We start from the raw sequence: 24,582 nt of genomic DNA on the forward strand, positions 1-24,582 counted from the left end.
GAGTGCCATGCGCATCCACATCGCGACCGACCACGCGGGTCTCGACTTCTCCACCCAGCTCCAGCACCACCTCGCGGCACAGGGCCACGAGGTCGTCGATCACGGCCCCATCGAGTACGACCCGGTCGACGACTACCCGGCGTTCTGCATCCGGGCAGCGCAGGCCGTGGTCCGCGACCAGGCCGCCGGCATCGACACCCTCGGCGTGGTGTTCGGAGGCTCGGGCAACGGCGAGCAGATCGCGGCGAACAAGGTGCGCGGGGTGCGAGCGGCGCTCGTGTGGAATATGGCGACCGCCGAACTGGCCCGCGAGCACAACGACGCCAACGTCATCGCGATCGGGGCGCGCCAGCACACGTTCGACGAGGCCGTCGCCTTCATCGACCGCTTCGTCGCTACGCCGTTCTCGGATGAGGAACGCCACGCGCGGCGCATCGCCCAGCTCGCCGCGTTCGAGAACGACGGTTCGCTGCTGCCCGACCCCCGTGCGGCGATCCGGGGCGGGGAAGACATCGACGCCTTCGATCCGGAAGCAGGCTGATGCCGGAGGGACACTCCGTCCACCGCATCGCCCGCCAGTTCGACCGCAACATCGTCGGGCGCCGCGTCGCAGCATCCAGCCCCCAGGGGCGCTTCGCCGACGGTGCCTCGATTCTCGATGGTCGTGAGGCGACATCGGTGCGCGCGGTCGGCAAGCAGATGTTCCTGGAGTTCGATGACGTCTGGCTGCGCGTGCACCTCGGCATGTACGGCGCCTGGGACTTCGCCGGCGACATCATCGTCGATCCCACCATCGCCTCGTCGAACGGGCGCATGGGTCAGACGAATCAGCGCGGCACGGTCGTCGATGACGACAACGACGAGCCGATCATGGATGCGGCGGGCGAGAACTCCCTGTCGTCGATCGGGGCTCCCCGGCGCGCCCGGGGTCGTGTTCGGATGTCGGAGCAGACGCGAGGGCTCGAGGAGGAGACCGAATGGCCCCCGCCCGTCGTGGGCCAGGTGCGGCTCCGGTTGCTCACCGAACTGACGTGCGCCGATCTCCGCGGGCCGACGGCATGCCAGATCCAGACACCCGATGAGGTCGCTTCGACGATCGCCAAGCTCGGACCCGACCCGCTCGTCGACGATGTCGTCGAGGGGGAGGAGCGCTTCGTCTCCGTCGTTCGTCGCAAGCCGACGGCGATCGGCCTGCTGCTCATGGATCAGAGCGTCATCAGCGGGATCGGCAACGTGTATCGAGCCGAGATGCTCTTCCGAGCGCGTCAGAACCCCCACACGCCCGGGCGCGACGTGCCCGAGGAGATCGTGCGCGGCCTGTGGCGCGACTGGGTGCGGCTCCTCGCGATCGGTGTCGAGGCCGGCCAGATGATGACGATGGACGACCTCGACCCCCAGGCGTATCGCGCGGCCATGGCCAGCCGCGACGATCGCCACTGGGTCTACCACCGTGCGGGCCTGCCGTGTCGGGTCTGCGGGACGTCGATCATCGTCGAGGAAGCGGCCGGGAGGAAGCTGTACTGGTGTCCCCGGTGCCAGGCGTGACGGCTCTAGGCTGAGCGGATGCGGCAGAACCCGAGCTTCGCGATGACCGATGTGGGCGAGCTGCGTCGTCTCATCGAGCTGAACCCCTGGATGACCCTCGTGAGCAGTACGGACGACGGTCTCGTCGCCTCCCACTACGCGGTCCTGCTCGACGAGGATCGCGACGACCTCACCGTGGTCGGGCACGTCGGCAAGCCCGACGACCTGATTCTCGGGCTCGGTGAGCGCGAGCTGATGCTCGTGGTTCAGGGCCCGCACGGATACATCTCGCCGTCCTGGTACGGCGGCGCGGCCGCCGTCCCCACCTGGAACTTCGTGTCGGCCCACCTCACGGGCGTCCCCGAGATCCTCGCGCCGGAAGAGAACCTGCGCGTGCTCGACCGACTGGTCGAGCACTTCGAGCGGCGGGTGCCCGAGCCGCGGATGCTGTGGCAGAGACCGAACGACGACACCTTCGTCGAGCGGCTCGAAAGAGGAACCGTCGGATTCCGGATGACGCCCACGAGGATCGTCGCGAAGCGGAAGCTGAGTCAGAACAAGACGCCCGATGTGGTCGAGACCATCATCGCCGAGCTCAGCGGCGCCGGGGCGTACGCGCAGCCCGAGCTCGCCGCCGAGATGCGGCGCGCGGCGGACGCGCGCGTGCAGCGATGATCGGGGCGCAGATCGGCACGATCCGTGCTGCCCGCATCGCCGGAGCGGGACGGGAGGTGCTGCCGCACGACGGCGCCTTCGACGTGTTCATCGCCGCCGGACGCATCGTCGACATCGCGCCCACCGGGGTTCTGCGTGCGGTGGGCGAGGTCGTCGATGCAGACGGCTCGTGGCTCATCCCCGGGTTGTGGGACCACCACGTGCACGCGCTGCAGTGGGCTCTGGTCTCCCGGCGGATCGACCTGGGTCATGCGACGACCGCGCGCGAGGCGGTCACGATCATGGCGGCATCGACGCCGATCGACGGACGCCGCATCGGCGTCGGGTTCCGCGACGCGCTGTGGCCCGATGAGCCGTCGCTCGCGCTGCTCGACGAGGCGACCGGTGACCAGCCGGCCTACCTCATCAATGCCGACGTCCACAGCGTGTGGCTCAACACTGCGGCCTTCGCCCGGGAGGGATTCCCCGCTGACCCCTCGGGGTTCCTCCGGGAGGAGGATGCCTTCGAGATCTCGCGCCGGCTGAACGCCGCGGATCCGCTCGGGGGCGATCGGCTGGTAGAGGAAGCCGCGCGAGCGGCTGCGGCCCGCGGCGTCGTCGGGATGGTCGACCTCGACATGACGTGGAACGACGAGCCGTGGATGCGGCGCGCGGCCGCGGGGTTCGACGTGCTGCGCGTGCGCTACGGCATCTACCCGCAGCATCTCGACCGCGCGATCGCCGAGGGGCTGCGGACGGGCGATCCGGTTCGAGGTTCGGCGGGCAGCCTCATCCGCACCGGGCCGCTGAAGGTGATCACCGACGGCTCGCTCGGTACGCGGACGGCAGCGTGCGGGCACCCGTACTCCGACGACCCGCACAACCGGGGCGTGCTGACCGTCGATCCCGCAACCCTCACCGATCTCATGATGCGTGCGACCGGTGCGGGGCTGGAGTGCGCGATCCACGCGATCGGAGACGTCGCGAACTCCCACGCCCTCGATGCGTTCGCGGCGACCGGCGCGGTCGGAACGATCGAGCATGCGCAGCTGGTCGCCGCGGCCGACGTCCCGCGGTTCGCCCGTCTGGACGTCACGGCGAGCGTTCAGCCCGAGCACGCGATAGACGACCGCGACGTCACGGACGAGATGTGGGCGTCCCAGACCGCGACGGCCTACCCGCTGCGGGCTCTCGCCGACGCCGGTGTCAACCTCGTCCTCGGGTCGGACGCACCGGTCTCGCCGCTCGATCCCTGGGCCGCCATCGCGGGCGCGGTGTACCGCACCCGGGACGGCAGAACACCCTGGCGGCCCGAGCAACGGATCAACGCGGCGGTCGCGCTGGCCGCGTCGACGGCCGGTGGCTCGCGCGGCGGTGCGCGCATCGAGCCTGGGGCACTGGCTGATCTGGCCCTCTGCGAGAACGACCCGCTGGGCGCGTCCGAACTCGAACTGCGCGGCATGCAGGTCTCGGCGACGCTGCTGGGCGGGCGGATGACGCACCGCACGTGATACGACGAAGGGCTCCGGGATCGACCCGGAGCCCTTCGTCGTAGAGTGCGTGGTTACGCGGCGAGGTGCGCGAAAAGGAACCAGCGGTCCTTGTCGAGGCCCCGCTTGATCTCGATCGCGACGTCCTGGCTGGTGAGGTCGGTCTCGTCGAGTCCGTCGACAGCGGCCTGCAGGTCTCCGAGGACGGCGTCGATGTCGGCGAGGACCGCACGGATGATGACGTCGGACGGGGCGAACCCGGCGGGGACGCTGGTCTGCTTCGCCTTCGACGCGACGCTCTGCAGGCGCGAGTCGATGGGCAGCCCCAGGGCGACGATGCGCTCGGCGGCGAGGTCGGACCAAGCCTGAGCGTGGCTCACGATCGTGTCGAGCAGTTCGTGGACGCCGATGAAGTTCGCGCCGCGCACATGCCAGTGCGCCTGCTTGCCGTTGACGACGAGTGCCTCGAGGCCGAGGACGACGGGGGAGAGGAACTGGGCGGTGGCGGCGGCCATCGTGGGGTCGGCGACCGTCGCGGTCTCGGAAGTGGTGTGGATGTCAGTCATTTTCGCCTCCATGCTGGGCACATCGTGCCCCTATGGATGCCAACGCTACTCAGCCCCCCGCATTCCGCAAGCAAGCTGAGGCTCGGCTTACGCCCGTGTAAACACGCGTCGTTCCCGGGTCTGTGTGCGCCGTCGACTACCGTCGAGGGGTGCACTCCGCTGACTCTCGCTCCGGCGCCGACTCCCGCTCCGGACCGCAGAACCTCGGTGAGCCCGTCGCCACGCGGGCGAGGCTTCGGTCCGACCGCTCGCCCGAGCATGCGGAGCCGTCTCGTTTCCTGCCGCACGTGCAGGGGCTCCGGGCGATCGCGGTGCTCTTCGTCGTGCTGTATCACTTCTGGCCGGCTCGTCTTCCGGGCGGTTACGTCGGTGTCGACATCTTCTTCGTCATCTCCGGGTTCCTCATCACCGGTCACCTCATGCGGGAACTCGCCGCGACCGGGACGGTGAAGCTCGGCCAATTCTGGGCGCGCCGCGCGCGGCGTCTGCTGCCAGCATCGCTGCTCGTCCTCCTCGTCTGCGCGCTCGTGGCGATGTCCCCCTATCTGACCCCCACGTCGGCGCTCCCGAACGAGGTGCAGGAGATCGTCGCCTCCACGTTCTACGTGCAGAACTGGTTCCTCGCCTTCACGTCGGCCGACTACCTCAACCACGGCGGCGAACCGACAACGGTCCAGCACTACTGGTCGTTGTCGCTCGAGGAGCAGTTCTACGTGGTCTGGCCGCTCCTCATGCTGCTCGCCGCCTGGGTCGCGGTGAAGTGGATCCGCGGAAACGTGCGCCGCACGGTGCTCATCACGCTCGGCGCCGTCTCGGTGGCCTCGTTCGTCTTCTGTGTCGTCTTCACCCTCACGAACCCTGCGCCGGCCTACTTCGTCACCTTCACGCGCATGTGGCAGTTCGGGGTCGGCGCGATGATCGCCCTCGTGCCGATACTGCGCGTGCGCAATCGATGGCTGAGCTTCGTCCTCGGCTGGGGCGGGGTCGTCGTTCTTCTCTTCGTCGCCTTCCGCTTCGACGGTCAGACACCGTTCCCCGGCTACATGGCGGCTCTCCCGACGCTCGGCGCCGCGGCCATCATCGCTGCATCGAACACCGACCGCTGGTGGTACCCGACGCGGGTGCTGTCCCTCCGTCCGGCTCAGTTCATCGGCGACATCTCCTACTCGCTCTACCTGTGGCACTGGCCCCTGATCGTCATCGCCCCGTCTGTTCCGTTCTGGGGTCTGACGATCTACCACCGCGTCGCCCTTCTGGGCATCTGTTTCGTGCTCGCCTGGTTGACCAAGAGGTTCGTCGAAGATCCGACGCGCAGCTGGAAGGTGCTCACCTCCCGGCCCGCGAAGGTGACGCTGTGGACCTCGCTCGCGGCGATGCTCGTCGTCGCTCTCACCGCCGGTGGGGCATGGGCCGTCAACGCGACCACCTACCGCGACGGGGTCACCACCCTCGCGCAACTGCGCGAAGACCCGCCCGACTGCTTCGGAGCGGCGTCGGTGCTCGAACAGGGGTGCGAGACCGCGGATTTCGGCGACAGCATCCTCCCCGCCCCGGGCTTCGCCGGCGTCGATCGGCCGGGTGACGAGCAGTGCTTCATCCAGCTGAACGATTCACGCGCCCAGCAGTGCGATTTCGGCTCCGACGCACCCGACGCCCCGCGTATCGCTCTCGTGGGGGACAGCCACGCCTTCCAGCTCCTCTCGACGATGCAGCGCGTTGCGGATGCCGAGGGATGGCACCTGACGACCTTCTTCAAGGGCGCGTGCCCCTGGAACGCGACGCCCCTGTCGACGCCGGGAGCGTTCGGAGACGCGTGCTCCGATTGGCGCGCCGGCGTGCAGCAGAGCCTCGATTCGCAGGAGTTCGACGCCGTGTTCACCGCGGCGATCGCGACGACACCGTACTCGTCGGCCGGCTATGACTCGTCGTACGACGCAGCGGTGGCCGGGTACAGAGAGGCCTGGTCGACCATGACCGATCGCGGGATCCCCGTGGTGACGGTGGTCGACAATCCGGTCTGGGAGACCGACCCGAACAAGTGCCTGCGCACGCGTGACGCAGCGGAATGCGCGGGTGCCCGGGCCGACGTCCTCGTCGAGAACGACCCCCTGCGCGGCGCGGCGGACGGGCAAGACCTCGTCACGCTCCTCGACTTCACCGACGTGTACTGCGACGACGAGGTCTGTCATCCCGTGGTCGGAGGCGCGAACATCTATCGCGACCAGGACCACGTGACCGTGACGTTCGCCGATTCGCTCGCACCTCAGATCACCGCGGCGCTGAGAGATGCCATGACGCGGTGAGCGGATGCGGACGGCTCATCGCACGACGCGGCCGAGCTTCGTCGGGGTCTGTCAGTAGGGTCGATGGATGACCAGCGCCAACGATGCCAGTGTTCTCCGCCTCGGCGAGGCGGTCCCCTTCGTTCATGAATCGGCCTTCGTGGCCGCGGGCGCCCGGGTGATCGGGGCGGTGTCGCTCGAACGGGAATCGAGCGTCTGGTACAACGCGGTGCTCAGGGCCGACGGCGACACCATCGTCATCGGGGCCGGCAGCAACCTTCAGGACAACGTCTCCGTGCACGTCGACAAGGGGCATCCTGTGCGCATCGGTGAGAACGTGTCGGTCGGCCACAACGCGGTCGTCCATGGGTGCACCATCGGTGACGGGACGCTGATCGGGATGGGGAGCGTGGTGCTCTCCGGCGCCGTGATCGGCGAAGGGTGCCTGGTGGCCGGGGGAGCGGTCGTACGGGAAGGGGCCGTGATCCCTCCGGGATCGCTCGTGGCCGGCGTCCCCGCGAAGGTGCGTCGCGAACTCACCGACGATGAGAAGGCGAAGATCCTCCGCAACGCGGAGGTCTACCGGGCAAGGCTGGACGAGCACCGCGCGGCGGCCGACGTGATCGGCGACCGGCCGGAGTGACGCGGATCGCCGCGTCAGCCGAGTTCGATGACGATGCGCCCGCCGTGGATGACCCCCGGACCATCGCCGGGAGTGGGCGCGGGAGCGGGGAGCTCCTGTTTCGATTGCCACTCGTCGCGCGCGTCGGAAGCCGTCGGGTGGAAGAGGGCGAAAACGTCCATTCCCCCAGCCAACCCGAGGGGGAGAGGCGGCGCATCAACCGAATGGATGATCTTTGGAGGGGCTGACGGGAATCGAACCCGCATCATTAGTTTGGAAGACTAAGGCTTTACCACTAAGCTACAGCCCCGCGATTTTCAGTTATCCGCGGCTCAGCCGCAGCATCCGAAAGTCTACCGGTTCCGGACGCCCGTTCTGCACATCCGCCCCGTCCGGCGGGTGGTGGCGGCCCCATCGTCTAGACTTCTCGGGGCCGTATCGTCGCACGTCCGCGTGCACCGCCCGGGGCGTAGCTCAGCTTGGTAGAGCGCCCGCTTTGGGAGCGGGAGGCCGCAGGTTCAAATCCTGTCGCCCCGACGAACGAGCCCCGCAGACCCCAGACCCTTCCGAACGCCGCGCTGTGCGCGGTCCATCACGAGGAGAACGAACAGGCATGGTCAACAGCACCGTCGAGAAGCTCAGCCCGACCCGGGTGAAGCTGCACATCACTGTCTCGCCGGAGGAGCTCAAGCCGAGCATCGCTCACGCGTACGAGCACATCGCGCAGGACGTGCAGATCCCCGGTTTCCGCAAGGGCAAGGTGCCCGCCCCCATCATCGACCAGCGCGTCGGCCGTGGCGCCGTCGTCGAGCACGCCGTCAACGAGGGCCTCGACGGGTTCTACCGTGCGGCCGTCGAGCAGCACAGCCTCCGCGTCATCGGTCGTCCGAACGCCGAGGTCGTCGAACTCCCCGAGCTCAAGGACTACTCCGGCGACCTCATCGTCGATGTCGAGGTCGACGTGCGCCCCGAGTTCGATCTGCCCGCCTACGAGGGCATCACGCTGACCGTCGACGCTGTCGAGGTCGACGAGGCGGCCATCGACGCTGAGCTCGACAGCCTGCGCGCCCGCTTCGGCACCCTCGTCACGGTCGACCGCCCCGCGGCCACCGGCGACTTCGTCGAGCTCGACCTCGTCGCCACGATCGACGGCTCCGAGATCGACCGCGCCGAGGGCGTGTCGTACGAGGTCGGCTCCGGCGAACTGCTCGAGGGCATCGACGAGGCTATCGAGTCGCTCACCGCGGGCGAAGACACCACGTTCCGCTCGAAGCTGGTCGGCGGCGACCACGCCGGCGAGGAGTCCGAGGTCTCGGTCAAGATCACCGCCGTGAAGGAGCGCGAGCTTCCCGAGGCCGACGACGACTTCGCGCAGATCGCGAGCGAGTTCGACACCATCGCCGAACTGCGCGACAGCCTCAAGGAGCGCGTGGCCCAGCAGTCGACCTTCACGCAGGGCTCCGCCGCTCGCGACAAGCTGATCGAGGAGCTGCTCTCGCAGGTCGAGATCCCCGTTCCCCCGCAGCTGATCGAAGACGAGGTTCACAACCACCTCGAGGGCGAGAACCGCCTCGAGGACGACGAGCACCGCGCCGAGGTCACCGAAGCGAGCGAGAAGCAGTTCCGCACGCAGATGATCCTCGACAAGATCGCCGAGGACGGCAACGTCCAGGTCTCGCAGGAAGAGCTGACTCAGTACCTCATCCAGTCGGCCGCCCAGTACGGTATGGCTCCGCAGGAGTTCGTCGAGGCGCTGCAGCAGGGCAACCAGCTGCCCGCGCTCGTCGGCGAGGTCGCCCGCAACAAGGCGCTGGCCGTCGCGCTCGGCCGCGTCACCGTCGTCGACTCGAACGGCGCTCCCGTCGACCTGAGCGGCTTCGTCGCGATCGAGGACGAGCCCGAGGCCGAGGCCGAGGTCGTCGAAGAAGCCGAAGAGATCGCGGATGCTGCGGCAGACGCTTCCGACGCCGTGACGGTCGAAGCCGAAGAGAAGCCCAAGAAGAAGGCCCCCGCCAAGAAGAAGGCTGCGGCCAAGGAGTAAGACCCTTCGAGAAAGGGGCGGATGCAGCAGCATCCGCCCCTTTCTCGTCCCCCGAAGGAGCAGGGCGATGAGCGAGCAGAGCTGGCAGGACCGCGTGGACGCGGTGTGGGCGGATGACACCCTCGCCCCCGACGACGTGATCACGGCGATCGACGCGCTCGCTTCCGAACGGCCGGAGGACGACCCGGTGGCGTTGTTCGAGCGAGCCGGTGCCCGCGACTCGGCCGGCCGGGAGTCCGAGGCCGAGACGCTGTACCGGCGCGCGCTCGAGCTCGGGCTGGATGATGAGCGCCGCGCACGCGCGACCATCCAGCTCGCGAGCACGATCCGCAATCTCGGTCAGGTGCCGGAGGCACTCGCCCTTCTGCGTGAGGAGTACGAACGCGCCCCCGGCACGCCGATGAACGACGCCGCCGCGGCGTTCTACGCACTGGCGCTGGTCTCGGCGGGGCAGGCCGACCGCGCGGCATCCGTCGCGCTTCGTGCGCTCGCCCCGCACCTCCCGCGTTACACGCGGTCAGTGCGGGGCTACGCCGAGGAGATCGTGAATGGACACGCTTGATCTGCCCACGGCGAACACGACCTCGGGCCTGAAACCGCGCCGGTAGATTCGAAGCCGACCCCGAGGAATCAGGAGTATTCATGGCCGAACCACTAATGGCAACCAGCGTCTTCGACAGGCTCCTCAAAGACCGCATCATCTGGCTGGGCTCAGAGGTGCGTGACGAGAACGCCAACGAGATCTGCGCCAAGATCCTGTTGCTCGCCGCCGAAGACCAGGAAAAGGACATCTTCCTGTACATCAACTCGCCCGGCGGATCGATCACCGCGGGTATGGCGATCTACGACACGATGCAGTTCGTGCCGAACGACATCGTGACCGTCGGTATCGGCATGGCGGCCTCGATGGGCCAGCTGCTGCTCACCAGCGGCACAAAGGGGAAGCGGTACATCACCCCCAACGCGCGCGTGCTCCTGCACCAGCCGCACGGCGGGTTCGGCGGCACGTCAAGCGACATCCAGACCCAGGCCCAGCTCATCCTCGACATGAAGCGTCGCCTGGCCGAGATCACGGCGGGCCAGACGGGCAAGGACGTCGAGCAGATCAACGCCGACGGCGACCGCGACCGTTGGTTCTCGGCCGAGGAAGCACTCGAGTACGGCTTCGTCGACCACATCCGCTCCAGCGCGCTCGACGTGACCGGCGGCGGCGGAACGACCGCCGAGTAACGCACCCGAAGGCGAAAGAGAGAGAACCCACATGCACACCCCCACCTTCGGAGCCGCGGCCGGCCAGGGCATCCAGATGCCCGGCAGCCGTTACATCCTGCCGCAGTTCGAAGAGCGCACGGCCTACGGGTACAAGCGCCAGGACCCCTACAACAAGCTGTTCGAAGACCGCGTGATCTTCCTCGGCGTGCAGGTCGACGACGCGTCGGCCGACGACGTGATGGCACAGCTGCTCGTGCTCGAGAGCCAGGATCCCGACCGCGACATCATCATGTACATCAACTCGCCCGGCGGCTCGTTCACGGCCATGACGGCGATCTACGACACGATGCAGTACGTCTCGCCGCAGATCCAGACGGTCGTGCTCGGCCAGGCGGCGTCGGCGGCGTCGGTGCTCCTCGCCGCGGGTGCGCCCGGCAAGCGTCTCGCGCTGCCGAACGCCCGTATCCTCATCCACCAGCCCGCCGTGGGCGAGTCGGGTCACGGGCAGGCATCCGACATCGAGATCCAGGCCGCGGAGATCCTCCGCATGCGCACCTGGTTGGAGGCCACCCTCTCCAAGCACTCGAACAAGACGCCGGAAGAGGTCAACAAAGACATCGACCGCGACAAGATCCTCTCGGGCGAGGAGGCCGTGGCGTACGGCCTCATCGACCAGGTGCTGACCACGCGCAAGCGCACTCCGGCGGCACTCACCTCCTGATCGGATGCTTCGAAGCCCCCGTCGCAGCTCGCGGCGGGGGCTTCGTCGTGTTCGCCGACGGCGGGAGGAACAGTCGATCTCCAATGCCATCCGATGTCGCGGGCAGAGGTTAGGCTCGTGAGTGCGCACGGGGGAGTGGCTCCCGTGGTGGCGAGGAGGAGCCGCAATGGCACGTATCGGTGAGAGCGCCGACCTGTTCAAGTGCTCCTTCTGCGGGAAGAGCCAGAAGCAGGTGCAGCAGCTCATCGCTGGACCCGGCGTGTACATCTGCGACGAGTGCGTCGAGCTGTGCAACGAGATCATCGAAGAGCGCATGGCCGAGTCGTCCGCCGGCGTGGTCTCCGACTTCGATCTGCCCAAGCCGCGCGAGATCTTCGCGTTCCTCGAGGAATACGTCGTCGGGCAGGAAGATGCCAAGCGCTCCCTGGCTGTCGCCGTCTACAACCACTACAAGCGTGTCCGCGCGCACGGAACGATCCAGCCCGCCGAGCAGCGCGCCGACGAGATCGAGATCGCCAAGAGCAACATCCTCATCCTCGGGCCGACCGGTACCGGCAAGACCTATCTCGCGCAGACCTTGGCGAAACGACTCAACGTTCCGTTCGCCGTGGCCGATGCGACGGCTCTCACCGAGGCGGGCTACGTCGGCGAAGACGTCGAGAACATCCTCTTGAAGCTGTTGCAGGCCGCAGACTTCGACACCAAGCGCGCTGAGACCGGCATCATCTACATCGACGAGGTCGACAAGATCGCCCGCAAGGCCGAGAACCCCTCGATCACCCGCGACGTCTCGGGCGAGGGCGTGCAGCAGGCACTGCTGAAGATCCTCGAGGGCACTGTTGCGTCGGTGCCCCCGCAGGGCGGCCGCAAGCATCCGCACCAGGAGTTCATCCAGATCGACACGACGAACGTCCTGTTCATCGTGGCGGGTGCGTTCGCCGGTCTCGAAGACATCATCTCGGCGCGCGTGGGCAAGCACGGTGTCGGCTTCGGCGCCCCCCTGCACAGCAAGGGCGAAGACCTGAACCTCTTCAGCGAAGTGCTGCCCGAAGACCTCCACAAGTTCGGACTGATCCCCGAGTTCATCGGGCGTCTTCCCGTGGTCGCGTCGGTATCGCCGCTCGACCAGAACGCGCTCATGGAAATCCTCACGGAGCCCAAGAATGCGCTCGTGAAGCAGTATCAGCGCATGTTCGAGATCGACGGGGTCGAGCTCGAGTTCGAGCGCGACGCATTGCTCGCCATCGCTGACCGCGCCGTCGGGCGCAAGACCGGTGCACGCGGTCTCCGCGCGATCCTCGAAGACGTCCTCGGACCGATCATGTTCGACGTGCCGTCGTCCGACGATGTCTCGAAGGTCATCATCACGCGGGCCTGCGTCGAGGACGGCGCCGCCCCGACGATGGTGCTCGAGCAGAAGCGCAAGAGCGCCTGACGACATCGCGAAGATGAGAGCGGCCGGGGGATTCCCGGCCGCTCTTCACTTTCAGTCCTCCAGGCCGCGGCGCTTCAGGAGCGGCGCGATCTCGGCGGTTCGCCCACGGAAGTCGCGGTAAGCCTCGAGCGGGTCCTTCGACCCGCCGACGCCGAGCAGGCGGTCGCGGAAGCGGTCGCCGTTCTCCCTCGTCAGCCCACCGTTCTCACGGAACCATTCGACGGTGTCAGCATCGAGCACCTCGCTCCAGATGTACGAGTAGTAGCCCGCGCTGTAGCCGCCCGAGAAGACGTGCGCGAAGTAGGTCGATGAGTAGCGCGGTGGCACGGTCGGCTCGTCGAGGCCGATATCGGCGAGAGCCGCTCGTTCGAAGTCAGCCACATCAATCTCTCGCGACGACTCCGCGGCCGACAGGGAATGCCACGCCTGATCGATCCAGGATGCGGCGAGGTACTCGCTGGTCGCGAAGCCCTGGTTGAAGGCCTCGGTCGCCGCGAGTTTGGCGACCACAGTGGAAGGGAGCGGCTCGCCCGTCTCGTGGTGGCGGGCGTAGTTCGCCAGCACCTCGGGCCAGAAGATCCACATCTCGTTGACCTGGCTGGGGAACTCGACGAAGTCGCGGAAGACAGCAGTACCGCCGAACGACGGATAGGTGACCGTCGCGAACAGCCCGTGCAGAGCGTGCCCGAACTCGTGGAACAGCGTGGTGACCTCGTCGAGCGAGAGCAGAGTGGGCTGGCCGGCGGCAGGGCGGTTGACGTTGAGGTTGTTCACGACGACGGGCGAGGTGCCCCGCAGGACGGACTGGACCACGATCGAGTTCATCCAGGCCCCGCCGCGTTTGGTGTCGCGGGTGTAGAGGTCGAGGATGAACAGGCCGAGAGCGGAACCGGCGGGGTTCGTCACCTCGAAGACCCGGGCCTCGGGGTGATAGGCGGCGAGATCGTGGCGCTCGGAGATCGTGATGCCGTAGAGCTTCTCGGCCGCGAAGAAGACGCCGTCCTTCAGAACGCGCTCTGCCTCGAACCACGGTCGAAGCGCAGCGGTGTCGAGGTCGTACTCGGCCTGACGCACTTTTTCGGTATAGAACGCCCAGTCGTGGGCTTCGACCTCGACGCCGTCGGCGGCGGCGATGGCCCGCAGCTTCTCGCGTTCGACCTGCGCGTTGCGCGCGGCGGGAGCGGCGAGGCGGCGCAGCAGGTCGTGCACCGCAGCAGGTGAGCCGGCCGTCTCATCCGCCGTCACGTAGGCGGCGTGGCTGTCGAAACCGAGCAGCGCCGCCCGCTCGGCGCGGAGCCGCACGATCTCGAGGAGCACGGGACGGTTGTCATGCGCGCCCGGGCGGCGGCCGCGCAACCGGGATGCGTCGAGAATGCGGCGACGACTCTCGCGGTTCGTCAGGGCCGCGAGGTAGGGGTGTCCGGTGAACAAGGGGAGTGTCACGACGTACCGACCGTCGAGGCCGCGATCCGACGCCGCCTGCGAGGCGGCCGACAACTGGCCCGCGTTGAGTCCGTCGAGCTCGGCGGCGGAGTCGAAGACGACGGCGAGAGCGTTCGTATCGGAGAGAAGGTTCTTCTCGAACGTGGTGGTGAGGATGGCGAGCCGTTCGTTGACGGCCGTGAGCCGCGTCTTGTCGGTCTCGCCGAGGCCGGCTCCGGCACGCGACATCTCGCGGAAGCGACGCTCGACGAGGTAGCGCTGCTCTCCGGAGAGGTCGAGATCGCCGAGCTGATCGTGAAGGGTACGCACGCGATCGAACAGTCGCACGTCGAGTTCGATCGCATCGTGGTGGGCAGACATCTGGGGCGCGAGGGCCTCCTCGATCTCCTGCACTGCAGCCGTGGCATCCGCGGAGGCGATCGTATAGAAGGCGCTGGCCACCCGTCCAAGGAGTTCTCCACTCTTTTCCAGGGCGACCATCGTGTTCTCGAAAGACGGCGCATCGGTGTTCGTGGCGATGCGCTCGACCTCGCCGCGGTGCCGGGAGAACCCCTCCGCGAAAGCCGGGAGGTAGTGATCCGTGTCGATCGACCCGTAGTCGGGAAGCCCGAAGGGAAGGGTGGGCGGGCGCAGCAAGGGGTTATCAGCAGCCATTCGTCCACCCTACGTCGGAGGTCGATGACCGCCGTTGCGGGCATGTCGAAGATGCGCACACGCAGCGGAGGGCCGTCTCCCAGATGGTGATGAGCGAGTTTCTCCGCAACCGTCACGAGCAGCTGGCGGAATTCTCCGAACGCGGGATCGACGCGGAAACGGCCGAGTGGCGCGATGCGGTGATCCTGTCCACCGCGAACACGCGGCTCGGTCGCCATGCAGCGGATGCCGCGGTGACATCCCGCCGTGGCGGCGCTCTCGGCCGGGCTGATCAGGAGCCGGGCTGCTGGATGCGCACCATGTTGCCTGCGGGGTCGCGCACCGCGCAGTCGAAGATGCCGTAAGGCTGCTCGGTCGGCTCCTGCACGATCTCGACCCCCGATGCCTCCAGCGTCTCGAAGGTCGCCAGCAGGTCGGGCGTCGCGAGGTTGATGCCGAAGTAGCTTCCCTTGGCGATGAGGTCGAGCAGGATCCGGCTCTCTTCCTCGGTGAGATCGGGGTTGGCCGTCGGCGGGTGCAGCACGATCGCGGTGTCCGGCTGTCCGGCCGGACCGACGGTGAGCCACCGCATCCCCTCGTACCCGACGTCGGTACGCACCTCGAAACCGAGGAGGTCGCGGTAGAACCGCACAGACGCCTCGGGATCGGTGTGCGGCAGGTATGACTCGCGAATCGTGATGTCCATGTCGCTCACGCTAGAGCGCCGGCACGACGGACGCTTCTCGATTCCTGACCGGTCGCATGACGAATCGCGTGACGCAGCTGGGCAGCTCCGCAGCGATCCCCGCCGTTTCGCGGCGGTAGACGCTCGGCGACGTGCCGACGATCTCGGTGAACCTCGTGCTGAACGTGCCGAGCGAGGAGAAACCCACCGCGAAGCACACCTCGGTCACCGAGAGGTCGCCGCGTCGCAGCAGCGCCATGGCGCGCTCGATGCGCCGTGTCAGGAGGTACGCGTAGGGCGATTCGCCGTAGGCGAGACGGAACTGGCGACTGAGGTGGCCCGCCGACATGTTCGCCCCGCGAGCGAGGGCTTCGACGTCGAGGGGGCGGCCGTGCTCGCGGTCGATACGGTCGCGCACCCTTCGAAGCCGCGTCAGCTCATCGAGCCGCGGGTCGGGGATGCTGGCCATGCCGCCATCGTGCCAGAACCTCGGCCCGACGGTCAGTCCTGTCCGGAGTAGTCCCGGTCGGAGAACTGCTCGTGCTCGTCGTGCGTGACGACCGCCTCACCCGAACGATCCAGCGTGACGATGATGCCCGTATCGAGCTCGACGACCGGACGCCCCTCGAGCCAGGTGAGCGTCCACCGCGGTGCCGGCTGGCCGAACTGGTCGGCCGGGAGCGAGTTCTCGACCGCGGCGATCTGGGCATGCAGGCTGGCCGGGACCGCCGACGGGGGAGTGGATCCTGAGGTCCAGCGTGTACCGAGTTGCATATCAGGCCTCCTGGGGGGCGAGTTCGATGCCCGTGACGGCGGTCGTCTCGGCGTCTTCGAAAACGATCGTCTCGATGCGGCCGACGGCCTTGAGGTCGCCCTCGGCCGATTTCAGCGCAGCGGTATGCGGGGAGGCGACCGTGGCGACGGCCACCACGGTCTTCTGCGAGACCTTCGCCTCGGTCTTGGCCCGGCGGATACCGATGAGCGCCTCGCCGACGGCGCTCAGTACTGCCGGGTCGCCCGGGGAGCCGACCGGTACTGGCCACTCGGCGTGGTGCACCGAGCCCTCGTTGAACCACGACCAGGCCTCCTCCGAGGCGAACGACACGACCGGCGCGAACAGGCGCAGAAGCGTCGAGAGCGCGACCCTCAGCGAGAGCGCGGCCGATGCCTGTCCGACGTCGGTCTGGTCGTACGCGCGCTCCTTCACCAGTTCGAGGTAGTCGTCGCAGAAGGTCCAGAAGAACGACTCGGTGATCTCCAGGGCGCGGGCGTGATCGTAGGCCTCGAGGGCCTTCGTCGCATCACGCACCACCTGGTCGAGCGTCGCGAGCATCGACGCGTCGAGGGCATGCGTGACCTCGGCGTCATCGGGCACCGGGAACGACAGCACGAACTTCGCCGCGTTCAGGATCTTGATGGCGAGGCGCCGCCCGATCTTGATCTGGGTCGGGTTCTGTGGGTCGAAGGCGGCGTCCGTGCCCAGGCGGCTCGACGCCGCCCAGTAGCGCACGGCATCCGAACCATGCTGGTGGAGGACGTCGGCCGGGGTGACCACGTTGCCCTTCGACTTCGACATCTTCTTGCGGTCGGGGTCGACGATGAAGCCGGAGATCGCGGCGTCCGACCACGGTGAGCGGTCGTCCTGCAGCGCGCTGCGCAGCAGGGTGGAGAACAGCCAGGTGCGGATGATGTCCTGCCCCTGCGGGCGGAGGTCGAACGGGGCGACGAGCTTCCAGAGGTCTTCGTCGCGCTGCCAGCCGCCGGCGAGCTGCGGGGTGAGCGACGACGTCGCCCACGTGTCGAAGATGTCGCGCTCGGCGTCGAAACCACCCGGCACGCCTCGCTGGTCTTCGGTGTACCCCGGGGGGACGTCGGTCGTGGGATCGACCGGCAGGGACGCAGCATCGGGCGTCAGCACGCGGGCGTAGTCGCGGTCACCGTTCTCGTCGAGCGCGTACCAGACCGGGATCGGCACCCCGAAGAACCGCTGACGCGACACGAGCCAGTCGCCGGTGAGGCCGTTGGTCCAGTTCTCGTAGCGAACGCGCATGAAGTCGGGGTGCCAGGAGATCTCGCGGCCGAGTCCGAGGAGGCGATCGCGGAGCGACTCGTCGCGGGCGCCGTTTCGCAGATACCACTGACGGGTCGAGACGATCTCGAGCGGACGGTCGCCCTTCTCGAAGAACTTCACGGCGTGCGTGAACGGGCGGGGATCGCCCTCCATCTCACCGGACTCCTGCAGCAGCTCGACCACACGCTTCTTGGCGCTGAACACGGTCTTGCCGGCGAGCTCGGCATAGGCGGCCTTCGCGGCATCCGTCTCGATCGCGTCGGGGGCCTCGGCGACGATGCGGCCGTCCTTGCCGATGATCGTGCGGTTGGGCAGATCGAGTTCGCGCCACCAGATGATGTCGGTCACGTCGCCGAAGGTGCAGATCATGGCGATGCCGGAGCCCTTGTCGGGCTGGGCCAGCGGGTGTGCGAGCACCGGCACCTCGACGTCGAACAGCGGGGTGCGCACCGTCGTGCCGAACAGCGGCTGGTAACGCTCGTCATCCGGGTGTGCGACGAGCGCGACGCAGGCGGCGAGCAGCTCGGGACGGGTGGTCTCGATGTGGACATCGCCCGAGCCGTCGACCTTGTGGAAGCCGAGGCGGTGGTAGGCGGCCGGCTGATCGCGATCCTCGAGCTCAGCCTGCGCGATAGCCGAGCGGAAGTCGACGTCCCAGAGGGTGGGAGCGAGCGCCTGGTACGCCTCGCCACGGTCGAGGTTCTGAAGGAACGCGGACTGGCTGGTGCGGATCGTGTCGCCGGAGATCGTGCGGTAGGTCTGCGTCCAATCGACGCTGAGGCCGAGATCGCGCCAGAGCGCCTCGAACGCCTTCTCGTCTTCGGCGGTCAGCTTCTCGCAGAGCTCGATGAAGTTGCGGCGGCTGATCGGGCGCTGGTCGGCTGCCTTCGTGCTCTTGTTGTCGCCGCCCTCGAACGGGGGAGTGAAGTCGGCGTCGTAGGGCAGCGACGGGTCGCACCGCACGCCGTAGTAGTTCTGCACACGCCGCTCGGTCGGCAGACCGTTGTCGTCCCAGCCCATCGGGTAGAACACGGTCTTCCCGCGCATGCGCTCGAAGCGCACCTTGACGTCGGTGTGCGTGTAGCTGAACACATGACCGATGTGAAGACTCCCCGATGCGGTGGGCGGGGGAGTGTCTACCGAGAAGACGCCGGCGCGTCCGACCTCGGCGGCCTTCGCGCGATCGAAGTCGTAGGTTCCGGCTGCGGTCCATGCCGCATCCCACTTCGCTTCGAGGCCTTCGAGTACGGGCTTGTCGGGGATCTGCGCGTCGGACATCGAGAGCTCCTCGGTATGTGCGGCACTGTGTGAGCGTGCCTGAGTGTGGGTCGCCGCCAGTCTACCGGCGGGTGCGCAGGAGTCATTCCCGCTCGGTGTCAGGGGTCGGGCCTCAGCTGCAGCATCCATTCGTCCCGCGTGATCTCGAAGACGAGGTGGGGCATGTCGACGCCGCGGTAGTGGGTCACGGTGCGCTGACGCACCGACATGCCGTTGCGGATCGCGACGTTCATGCTGGCGAGGTTCGTGTCGCGGATCTTGGAGCACACCACGTCGACCGGCAGGTTGCGGAAAGCCCAGTCGCGGCAGGCCCGGGCGGCCTCCAGCGCGAATCCGCGGTGCCACCAACGGCGGTCGAAGAGATAGCCGATCTCCACCATGGATCGCCCGTCGATGAGCTGGCGGGTCGGTCCGCATTGGCCGATCATCTCGCCCGTCTCCCGCAGAGTCACCGCCCAGAGTGCGAACCCGTCGTCGGCGTAGCGCTGTTGCGATCGAGCGAGCCAGGTGGCGATCTCGGTCGCGTCGAACGGCCCCTCGTAGGCGGTCATCGTCTCGGCGTCACCCATGATGGCCGTGAGCGACGAGAGGTCGTCGGGGCCCATCTCGCGAAGGAGCAGCCGGTCGGTGGCGGGCAGAGGGCGCGTCATCCTCCGACGATAGAGCGGCGCGTCACGGCGCAGAACGACCCGGTCGACGTCGGGCGTTAATCCACCCAGTCCAAGAACTGGATAGAATTGCCTCTTCCCCTCCGAATCGAGACCGAGGTCCTGCATGCCTTCTTCCTTCTCCCGCAGGCTTGTCGCGCTTGCGGCGATCGCGCTCGTGCCCGGCTTGGCGCTCAGCGCCTGCGCAGCGCCCGGTGACGACGAAGCGGCGGGCGGCGAGGTCGTCTGGGCGATCGAAGGGGCGAATCTGTCGGCGGGCCACATGGACCCGCAGACGAGCCAGCTCGACGTGTCGGCCATGGTGCAGCGGGTCGTGCTCGATTCGCTCGTGTTCGAAGAACCGGACGGGTCGTACTCGCCCTGGCTCGCCGAGTCGTGGGAGATCTCCGACGACAGCACCAGCTACACGTTCCGCCTGCGCGACGATGTCGTTTTCCATGACGGCGAGCCGTTCAACGCCGCCGCCGTGAAGGCGAACTTCGACCGCATCGCCGACCCGGCGACGGCGTCGGCACAGGCGGCGACGATGTTGGGCGGCGAGTTCTATGCCGGTACGGAGGTCGTCGACGAGTACACCGTTCGCGTCGATTTCACTCAGCCGTTCGCACCGTTCCTCCAGGCGGCCAGCACGGCGCTGCTCGGGTTCTACTCGCCCGCGGTGCTCTCCGATTCGGCTGATCTGCTCAAAGCCGGCGGCCCGGATGTGACCGTCGGCACCGGGCCGTTCGAGCTGACCGAGTACACCCCCGACCAGGAGATCGTCTACACGCGCAACGATGCGTACGCGTGGGCCCCGGAGAGTCATGGGGCGCCGGGGTTCGACACGCTGCGGGTCGAGATCCTCCCGGAAGCCACCGTTCGGGCCGGGGTCGTCGAGAGCGGCGAGGCCGATCTCGCCAGCAACCTGCCCCCCAACCTGGCCAAGGACCTCGGCGAACCGCTGACCGTCGAGGCGAAGGAGTACCCGGGTCTGCCGTACTCGCTGTACCTCAACGAGAAGTACGGGGTCTTCGCCGACGAGCGCGTTCGCCAGGCGTTCAGCCGTGCGATCGACATCGATACGGCGGTCGAGGAGATCTTCTACGGGCAGTTCCCGCGCGCATGGAGCATCCTCGGTGCGACGACACCGGGGTACGACGCGTCTCTCGAGGGCACGTGGCCCTTCGACCCGAACGTCGCCAACCAGCTGCTCGACGAGGCGGGATGGACCGGGCGGGATGCTGACGGCTACCGCACCAAGGACGGCCAGCGGTTGTCGGCACGCTGGATCGCGTACACGCCCGTTCCCGACGACCGGACAGCGCTGGCGAACACCATCCAGTCCGACCTGAAAGCCGTGGGTTTCGATCTGGTACGCGAGGTGCTCGAACCGGGCGCATACAACGAGCAGTACGGCCCGAAGACCTTCGACCTCACCGACTGGGGGTTCTCGGGCGTCGATCCCGACCTGCTGCGCAGCCACCTGCACACGGATGGCTTCCAGAACGCCTCGCAGGTCTCCGATCCTGCGATCGATGAGCTGCTCGAGACGGGTGTGGCCACGGTCGACCCTGACGCGCGGGCGGCGGTGTACGGCGAACTGCAGCAGTGGAACGGCGAGCACGTTGCGATCGTGCCGCTGTACAGCCCCGCGCTGATCACGGCCGTCGGCGATACGGTGTCAGGGCTGAGCTACGACCTGTACGGACGTCCGCTGTTCTTCGACGTCACCGTCCGCTGATCGGGCGCCCCGACCGGGCGCGGGGGACACGATGACCGCACGATCGCGCACCGCGCGCGGCATCCTGCTGCGCGCGGGCGGCCTCGTCGTCTCGATGGTGCTCGTGTTGTGGGGCGCGGCCACGGTGGCCTTCGTGGCCTTTCGATTGATCCCGGGCGACCCCGTCGACGTCATGCTCGGCCCGCAGGCGCAGGTGAGCGACGCGGTCAAAGACGCCCTGCGAGCCGATCTCGGCCTCGATCGCCCCGTTCTGGAGCAGTACCTGACCTATCTCGGGCAGCTTCTGCGCGGTGATCTCGGCGAGTCCTATCAGCTGCGGATGCCCGTGACCGAGGTGATCGGCCGCCAGCTCGGCGCGACGGTTCAGCTCACGTCGCTCGCGCTGGTCTTCGCGATCGTGCTCGCCCTCGCCGTCGCCCTCCTCGCGCGCTCCGTGCCCGCGCGCACGGCCGCCGCGGCGGTCGAGCTGGTGGTGCTGTCGTCGCCGGTCTTCTGGATCGGGCTGCTGCTGCTGACGATCTTCGCGTTCGGGCTCGGATGGTTCCCCGTCTCGGGATCGAGGGATCCGGCCACGATCGTGCTCCCCGCCGTCACGCTCGCTCTCCCCGTCGCGGCGTTGCTCGGGCAGGTGCTGCGGGACGGGATGGAAGACGCCGAGAGGCAACCGTTCGCCACCACCGTTCGCGCGCGCGGGGCAGGGTGGACCCGACTGACCCTGCGCCACACCCTGCGCCACGGGGCGAGCGGCGCCATCACCCTCGCTGCCTACTTCGTGGGGTCGCTGCTGGGAGGCGCGGTGCTGGTCGAGACGGTCTTCGCCCGGCCGGGGATCGGCCGGGTCACACTGACCGCGATCACCGACCGCGATCTCCCCGTCGTCACCGGTGTGATCCTGCTCAGCGCGGCGGTCTTCGTCGTCGTCAACCTCCTCGTCGAGCTCGCGTATCCGCTGATCGACCCGCGGCTGCGACGCACGCCGTCGGTGCGGGCGCGACGCCCCGAGGTGACCGCGTGAGCCGCGCGCGCCGCGTGGCCCTCGCCGCGGCGGTGGTCATGCTCGCGACGGTGGCGGTGGCGGCGCTCGCCCCCCACCTGCTTGCCACTCACGATCCGGTGCTCACCGACGTGCGGTCCGCTCTTCTGCCCCCCAGCACCGATCACTGGTTCGGCACCGATCAGAGCGGGCGCGACGTGTACTCCCGTGTCGTGTACGGAGCCGCGGCCTCCGTCAGCATCGCCCTTCTCGCCACGGGCCTCGCGTTCGTGGTCGGGGTCGTGGCGGGTTCGCTCTCGGGCATCGCCCCCCGGGCCGTCGACGCGGTCGCCATGCGCGTCACCGACGTGCTGCTCGCCTTTCCTGAGTTCCTCGTCGCCCTCGTCGTCGTCGCCGTCCTCGGCCCCGGTTCCGCGAACGTGGCGGTGGCCGTGACGATCGCAGCCGTGCCCGTCTATGTGCGGCAGGCCCGCTCCCGGACCCGCACCCTCGTGGGCGCCGAGCATGTCGAGGCCGCGCGGATCCTGGGCGTGCCGGCGCCGCTGGCCTTCACCCGCCACGTCGTGCCGGGCGTGGTCGGCTCCCTGAGCGTGCTCGCCACGATCGGGATCGGCTCCAGCATCCTGGCCGCCGCCGGGCTCAGCTTCCTCGGGCTGGGGCCGACCGAGCCGACACCGGAATGGGGACTGATGCTCGCCGGCGGCCGTAACGTGATCGGCCAGGCCTGGTGGGTCGCGGTCTTCCCCGGCGCGGCGATCACCCTCACCGTGCTCGCCGCGAGCGTGGTCGGACGCATCGTGCGCGCACGCGCGGAGGGAAGGACCTCATGAGCGTTCTGCGGGTGGCGGGTCTGCGGATCGCCTTCGGTGACGCCCCCGTCGTGGAGGGGGTCGACCTGACGGTCGCGGCGGGCGAGTGCTTCGCCATCATCGGCGAGTCGGGAGCCGGCAAGTCGCTCACGGCCCGGGCGCTCCTGGGCCTCGTGCCCGAGGGCGCCCGCGTCGACGCCGACGAACTCACCGTCGACGGCGTCGATGCGCGCCGCCTCGGCGAGCGCGGGTGGCGCCGCCTCCGAGGAGCTCGGATCGCGTTCGTCTCACAGGATGCGCTCGTCTCGCTCGACCCCCTGCGGCGGGTCGGCTCCGAGGTCGGCGAGGCACTGCAGATCCATGAGCACCGGATGCCGCGGGCCGCCCGCCGTGCGCGGGTCGCCGAACTGCTCTCGCGGGTCGCGATGCCCGATCCAGACCGACGCGCGCACCAGTACCCGCACGAGCTGTCGGGCGGGCTGCGGCAACGTGCGCTCATCGCCTCCGCGCTCGCGGCGAACCCGGTGGTGATCGTGGCCGATGAGCCTACGACCGCGCTCGATGCCACGGTGCAGGCGAAGGTGCTCGATCTTCTCCGGCGCATCGCCGACGAGGGCGTCGCGGTGGTCTTCGTGAGCCACGATTTCGCCGCCGTACGACGGGTCGCCGATCGCGTCGCCGTCATGCGCGACGGACGGTTCGTCGAAGAGGGAGCCGTCGTCGACGTGCTCGACTCCCCGCAGCATCCGTACACCCGCGAGCTCGTCGCGGCGTCGGGCCACGAGTCGCGGGTCGCGACCCCGGTGACCGGCGCCCCCGCGCTCCTGGTCGCGCGCGGTCTGTCGAAGACCTTCGACCGACCGGCCGTGCGAGACGCGTCGTTCGCGCTGCACCGAGGCCGCACGCTCGGCGTGGTCGGCGAATCGGGATCGGGCAAGACCACGCTCGCGCGGATGATCGTGGGCGTCGAGCGGCCCGACGGCGGAACCGTGGAGATCGACGGCGTCGGATGGACGCGCGCGCACGAGGCGCGTCTTCGTCGCCGCGTGCAGCTCGTGCATCAGAACCCGCTGGCCGCGTTCGACCCGCGCTGGTCGATCGATCGATCGCTGCGCGAAGCACTCGCGGCAGGGCGCGTGCCGCGTGCCGGTCGCTCGGCGGCGGCCGCGGCGCTCCTCGAAGAGGTGGGGCTCTCGGGTGCGCTTGGGCGTCGGCGCCCTTCTCGCCTGTCGGGCGGGCAGCGTCAGCGCGCCGCCATCGCGCGTGCTCTCGCCACCGACCCCGACGTACTCGTGCTCGACGAGCCCGTCTCGGCCCTCGATCCGACGGTGCGCGAGCGCATCCTCGCCCTCCTCCGCCGGCTGCAGGCCGATCGCGGACTCACGATGGTGTTCGTCTCGCACGACCTCGACGTCATCGCGGCGATCGCCGACGACGTGCTCGTCATGCAGGACGGTTCCGTGGTGGAGGCGGGACCGACGGCGGAGGTGTTCGGCGCCGCGCGCCACCCGTTCACGCGCGAGCTGCTCGCGGCCGCCCTGCCGCGGGATGCCGCGGCAGGGCGAGACGCGTAGACTTCGAGGACGAGTTTCGATCCGGCCATCACCGGGGAGCTCCCGGAAGAACGCGTCGACTCCCGAGTCGCGTCAGTAGAACCGGGCGGGGCAGGCCCGTCACAGCCGCTGTGAAAGTGGACGACTCGGTCCGTGAGCCTGTCGAAGGGCCCGAGACGTC

The 24,582-nt window shown here is 68.5% G+C and carries 23 protein-coding genes and 2 tRNA genes; 16 read left to right on the forward strand and 9 right to left on the reverse strand.

The genetic code is table 11. From position 1 onward, the window contains the following. The first annotated feature begins 7 nt into the window (after positions 1–7). The 4 genes from DEA06_RS02840 to DEA06_RS02855 are packed head-to-tail and all read left to right on the forward strand — an operon-like array spanning position 8 to position 3,689. Entirely contained in the window at positions 8–541 is a 534-nt protein-coding gene (locus DEA06_RS02840; protein WP_116646411.1) for a ribose-5-phosphate isomerase, read from the forward strand. Beyond that, complete coding sequence (locus tag DEA06_RS02845) at positions 541–1,545, forward strand: DNA-formamidopyrimidine glycosylase family protein (protein ID WP_116646412.1); 1,005 nt, start codon at positions 541–543, stop codon at positions 1,543–1,545. The genes DEA06_RS02840 and DEA06_RS02845 overlap by 1 nt, the downstream gene beginning before the upstream one ends. Positions 1,546–1,563: 18 nt before the next feature. Then, on the forward strand, positions 1,564–2,199 hold the full coding sequence (locus DEA06_RS02850; RefSeq protein WP_116646413.1) for an FMN-binding negative transcriptional regulator: 636 nt from the start codon (positions 1,564–1,566) through the stop codon (positions 2,197–2,199). Beyond that, a complete protein-coding gene (locus DEA06_RS02855) occupies positions 2,196–3,689 on the forward strand; it encodes an amidohydrolase family protein (RefSeq protein ID WP_116646414.1) in 1,494 nt (497 codons plus the stop codon). Before DEA06_RS02850 ends, DEA06_RS02855 begins: the two co-directional genes overlap by 4 nt. 53 nt (positions 3,690–3,742) lie before the next feature. Here DEA06_RS02855 and DEA06_RS02860 read toward each other — a convergent pair whose 3' ends face one another. Beyond that, the gene (locus DEA06_RS02860; protein ID WP_116646415.1) at positions 3,743–4,234 is read right to left on the reverse strand and encodes a DNA starvation/stationary phase protection protein; all 492 of its coding nucleotides are present in this window, start codon (positions 4,232–4,234) and stop codon (positions 3,743–3,745) included. 149 nt (positions 4,235–4,383) lie between these two features. Here DEA06_RS02860 and DEA06_RS02865 point away from each other — a divergent pair, with 149 nt between their 5' ends. Next, on the forward strand, positions 4,384–6,537 hold the full coding sequence (locus DEA06_RS02865) for an acyltransferase family protein (protein WP_116646416.1): 2,154 nt from the start codon (positions 4,384–4,386) through the stop codon (positions 6,535–6,537). Between the two features lie 67 nt (positions 6,538–6,604). Continuing rightward, positions 6,605–7,159 (forward strand): gamma carbonic anhydrase family protein, encoded by a 555-nt coding sequence (locus DEA06_RS02870; RefSeq protein ID WP_116646417.1) that lies wholly within the window; start codon positions 6,605–6,607, stop codon positions 7,157–7,159. 14 nt (positions 7,160–7,173) lie between these two features. Here the strand turns inward: DEA06_RS02870 and DEA06_RS16450 are convergent, their stop codons facing one another. Together DEA06_RS16450 and DEA06_RS02875 are read right to left on the reverse strand one after the other, a co-directional pair. Continuing rightward, entirely contained in the window at positions 7,174–7,320 is a 147-nt protein-coding gene (locus DEA06_RS16450) for a hypothetical protein (RefSeq protein ID WP_165817904.1), read from the reverse strand. A gap of 54 nt (positions 7,321–7,374) precedes the next feature. Continuing rightward, positions 7,375–7,448, reverse strand: a tRNA-Gly gene (locus DEA06_RS02875). Positions 7,449–7,601: 153 nt separating this feature from the next. On the opposite strand from DEA06_RS02875, the gene DEA06_RS02880 reads away from it, so the two are divergent. From DEA06_RS02880 to clpX, 6 genes are all read left to right on the forward strand, one after another. Continuing rightward, positions 7,602–7,675: transfer RNA gene (locus DEA06_RS02880), tRNA-Pro, on the forward strand. A 76-nt stretch (positions 7,676–7,751) separates the two neighbouring features. After that, positions 7,752–9,179, forward strand: a complete 1,428-nt coding sequence (tig, locus tag DEA06_RS02885) for a trigger factor (RefSeq protein ID WP_116646418.1) — start codon at positions 7,752–7,754, stop codon at positions 9,177–9,179. 67 nt (positions 9,180–9,246) lie between these two features. Continuing rightward, a complete protein-coding gene (locus DEA06_RS02890) occupies positions 9,247–9,741 on the forward strand; it encodes a tetratricopeptide repeat protein (RefSeq protein ID WP_116646419.1) in 495 nt (164 codons plus the stop codon). Positions 9,742–9,821: 80 nt separating this feature from the next. Next, positions 9,822–10,409, forward strand: coding sequence for an ATP-dependent Clp protease proteolytic subunit (locus DEA06_RS02895; protein WP_116646420.1), 588 nt, complete (start codon positions 9,822–9,824; stop codon positions 10,407–10,409). A gap of 31 nt (positions 10,410–10,440) precedes the next feature. Then, a complete protein-coding gene (locus DEA06_RS02900; protein WP_116646421.1) occupies positions 10,441–11,112 on the forward strand; it encodes an ATP-dependent Clp protease proteolytic subunit in 672 nt (223 codons plus the stop codon). A gap of 166 nt (positions 11,113–11,278) precedes the next feature. After that, entirely contained in the window at positions 11,279–12,547 is a 1,269-nt protein-coding gene (gene clpX / locus DEA06_RS02905) for an ATP-dependent Clp protease ATP-binding subunit ClpX (protein WP_116646422.1), read from the forward strand. 51 nt (positions 12,548–12,598) lie between these two features. Here clpX and DEA06_RS02910 read toward each other — a convergent pair whose 3' ends face one another. The 6 genes from DEA06_RS02910 to DEA06_RS02935 all read right to left on the reverse strand — a co-directional run bounded on the left by DEA06_RS02910 (position 12,599) and on the right by DEA06_RS02935 (position 19,307). Further along, on the reverse strand, positions 12,599–14,644 hold the full coding sequence (locus DEA06_RS02910) for a M3 family metallopeptidase (RefSeq protein ID WP_116646423.1): 2,046 nt from the start codon (positions 14,642–14,644) through the stop codon (positions 12,599–12,601). A gap of 271 nt (positions 14,645–14,915) precedes the next feature. Beyond that, positions 14,916–15,329: a VOC family protein gene (locus DEA06_RS02915; protein ID WP_116646811.1), complete on the reverse strand. Its 414-nt coding sequence runs from the start codon at positions 15,327–15,329 to the stop codon at positions 14,916–14,918. A 10-nt stretch (positions 15,330–15,339) separates the two neighbouring features. Further along, a complete protein-coding gene (locus tag DEA06_RS02920; protein WP_116646424.1) occupies positions 15,340–15,777 on the reverse strand; it encodes a helix-turn-helix transcriptional regulator in 438 nt (145 codons plus the stop codon). Between the two features lie 32 nt (positions 15,778–15,809). Beyond that, a complete protein-coding gene (locus DEA06_RS02925) occupies positions 15,810–16,082 on the reverse strand; it encodes a hypothetical protein (RefSeq protein WP_116646425.1) in 273 nt (90 codons plus the stop codon). Position 16,083: 1 nt separating this feature from the next. Next, entirely contained in the window at positions 16,084–18,657 is a 2,574-nt protein-coding gene (gene valS, locus DEA06_RS02930) for a valine--tRNA ligase (protein ID WP_116646426.1), read from the reverse strand. Positions 18,658–18,755: 98 nt separating this feature from the next. Continuing rightward, on the reverse strand, positions 18,756–19,307 hold the full coding sequence (locus DEA06_RS02935; RefSeq protein ID WP_116646427.1) for a GNAT family N-acetyltransferase: 552 nt from the start codon (positions 19,305–19,307) through the stop codon (positions 18,756–18,758). Positions 19,308–19,431: 124 nt separating this feature from the next. Here DEA06_RS02935 and DEA06_RS02940 point away from each other — a divergent pair, with 124 nt between their 5' ends. From DEA06_RS02940 to DEA06_RS02955, 4 genes are read left to right on the forward strand one after another with little or no spacing between them, the layout of a single operon-like run. Then, positions 19,432–21,045: an ABC transporter substrate-binding protein gene (locus tag DEA06_RS02940; RefSeq protein ID WP_116646428.1), complete on the forward strand. Its 1,614-nt coding sequence runs from the start codon at positions 19,432–19,434 to the stop codon at positions 21,043–21,045. A 31-nt stretch (positions 21,046–21,076) separates the two neighbouring features. Continuing rightward, positions 21,077–22,060, forward strand: coding sequence for an ABC transporter permease (locus DEA06_RS02945; protein ID WP_116646429.1), 984 nt, complete (start codon positions 21,077–21,079; stop codon positions 22,058–22,060). Further along, positions 22,057–22,869: an ABC transporter permease gene (locus tag DEA06_RS02950; protein WP_240606781.1), complete on the forward strand. Its 813-nt coding sequence runs from the start codon at positions 22,057–22,059 to the stop codon at positions 22,867–22,869. The genes DEA06_RS02945 and DEA06_RS02950 overlap by 4 nt, the downstream gene beginning before the upstream one ends. Next, entirely contained in the window at positions 22,866–24,422 is a 1,557-nt protein-coding gene (locus DEA06_RS02955; protein WP_116646430.1) for an ABC transporter ATP-binding protein, read from the forward strand. The genes DEA06_RS02950 and DEA06_RS02955 overlap by 4 nt, the downstream gene beginning before the upstream one ends. Positions 24,423–24,582 lie beyond the last annotated feature (160 nt).

This window comes from Microbacterium sp. Gd 4-13 (assembly GCF_003095395.1).
GTDB lineage: Bacteria > Actinomycetota > Actinomycetes > Actinomycetales > Microbacteriaceae > Microbacterium.

Coding starts and splice junctions, on each gene's coding strand:
- DEA06_RS02840 (WP_116646411.1), top strand. CDS start 8: ATGCGCATCCACATCGCGACCGACCACGCGGGTCTCGACTTCTCCACC.
- DEA06_RS02845 (WP_116646412.1), top strand. CDS start 541: ATGCCGGAGGGACACTCCGTCCACCGCATCGCCCGCCAGTTCGACCGC.
- DEA06_RS02850 (WP_116646413.1), top strand. CDS start 1,564: ATGCGGCAGAACCCGAGCTTCGCGATGACCGATGTGGGCGAGCTGCGT.
- DEA06_RS02855 (WP_116646414.1), top strand. CDS start 2,196: ATGATCGGGGCGCAGATCGGCACGATCCGTGCTGCCCGCATCGCCGGA.
- DEA06_RS02860 (WP_116646415.1), bottom strand. CDS start 4,234: ATGACTGACATCCACACCACTTCCGAGACCGCGACGGTCGCCGACCCC.
- DEA06_RS02870 (WP_116646417.1), top strand. CDS start 6,605: ATGACCAGCGCCAACGATGCCAGTGTTCTCCGCCTCGGCGAGGCGGTC.
- DEA06_RS16450 (WP_165817904.1), bottom strand. CDS start 7,320: ATGGACGTTTTCGCCCTCTTCCACCCGACGGCTTCCGACGCGCGCGAC.
- tig (WP_116646418.1), top strand. CDS start 7,752: ATGGTCAACAGCACCGTCGAGAAGCTCAGCCCGACCCGGGTGAAGCTG.
- DEA06_RS02890 (WP_116646419.1), top strand. CDS start 9,247: ATGAGCGAGCAGAGCTGGCAGGACCGCGTGGACGCGGTGTGGGCGGAT.
- DEA06_RS02895 (WP_116646420.1), top strand. CDS start 9,822: ATGGCCGAACCACTAATGGCAACCAGCGTCTTCGACAGGCTCCTCAAA.
- DEA06_RS02900 (WP_116646421.1), top strand. CDS start 10,441: ATGCACACCCCCACCTTCGGAGCCGCGGCCGGCCAGGGCATCCAGATG.
- clpX (WP_116646422.1), top strand. CDS start 11,279: ATGGCACGTATCGGTGAGAGCGCCGACCTGTTCAAGTGCTCCTTCTGC.
- DEA06_RS02910 (WP_116646423.1), bottom strand. CDS start 14,644: ATGGCTGCTGATAACCCCTTGCTGCGCCCGCCCACCCTTCCCTTCGGG.
- DEA06_RS02915 (WP_116646811.1), bottom strand. CDS start 15,329: ATGGACATCACGATTCGCGAGTCATACCTGCCGCACACCGATCCCGAG.
- DEA06_RS02920 (WP_116646424.1), bottom strand. CDS start 15,777: ATGGCCAGCATCCCCGACCCGCGGCTCGATGAGCTGACGCGGCTTCGA.
- DEA06_RS02925 (WP_116646425.1), bottom strand. CDS start 16,082: ATGCAACTCGGTACACGCTGGACCTCAGGATCCACTCCCCCGTCGGCG.
- valS (WP_116646426.1), bottom strand. CDS start 18,657: ATGTCCGACGCGCAGATCCCCGACAAGCCCGTACTCGAAGGCCTCGAA.
- DEA06_RS02935 (WP_116646427.1), bottom strand. CDS start 19,307: ATGACGCGCCCTCTGCCCGCCACCGACCGGCTGCTCCTTCGCGAGATG.
- DEA06_RS02940 (WP_116646428.1), top strand. CDS start 19,432: ATGCCTTCTTCCTTCTCCCGCAGGCTTGTCGCGCTTGCGGCGATCGCG.
- DEA06_RS02945 (WP_116646429.1), top strand. CDS start 21,077: ATGACCGCACGATCGCGCACCGCGCGCGGCATCCTGCTGCGCGCGGGC.
- DEA06_RS02955 (WP_116646430.1), top strand. CDS start 22,866: ATGAGCGTTCTGCGGGTGGCGGGTCTGCGGATCGCCTTCGGTGACGCC.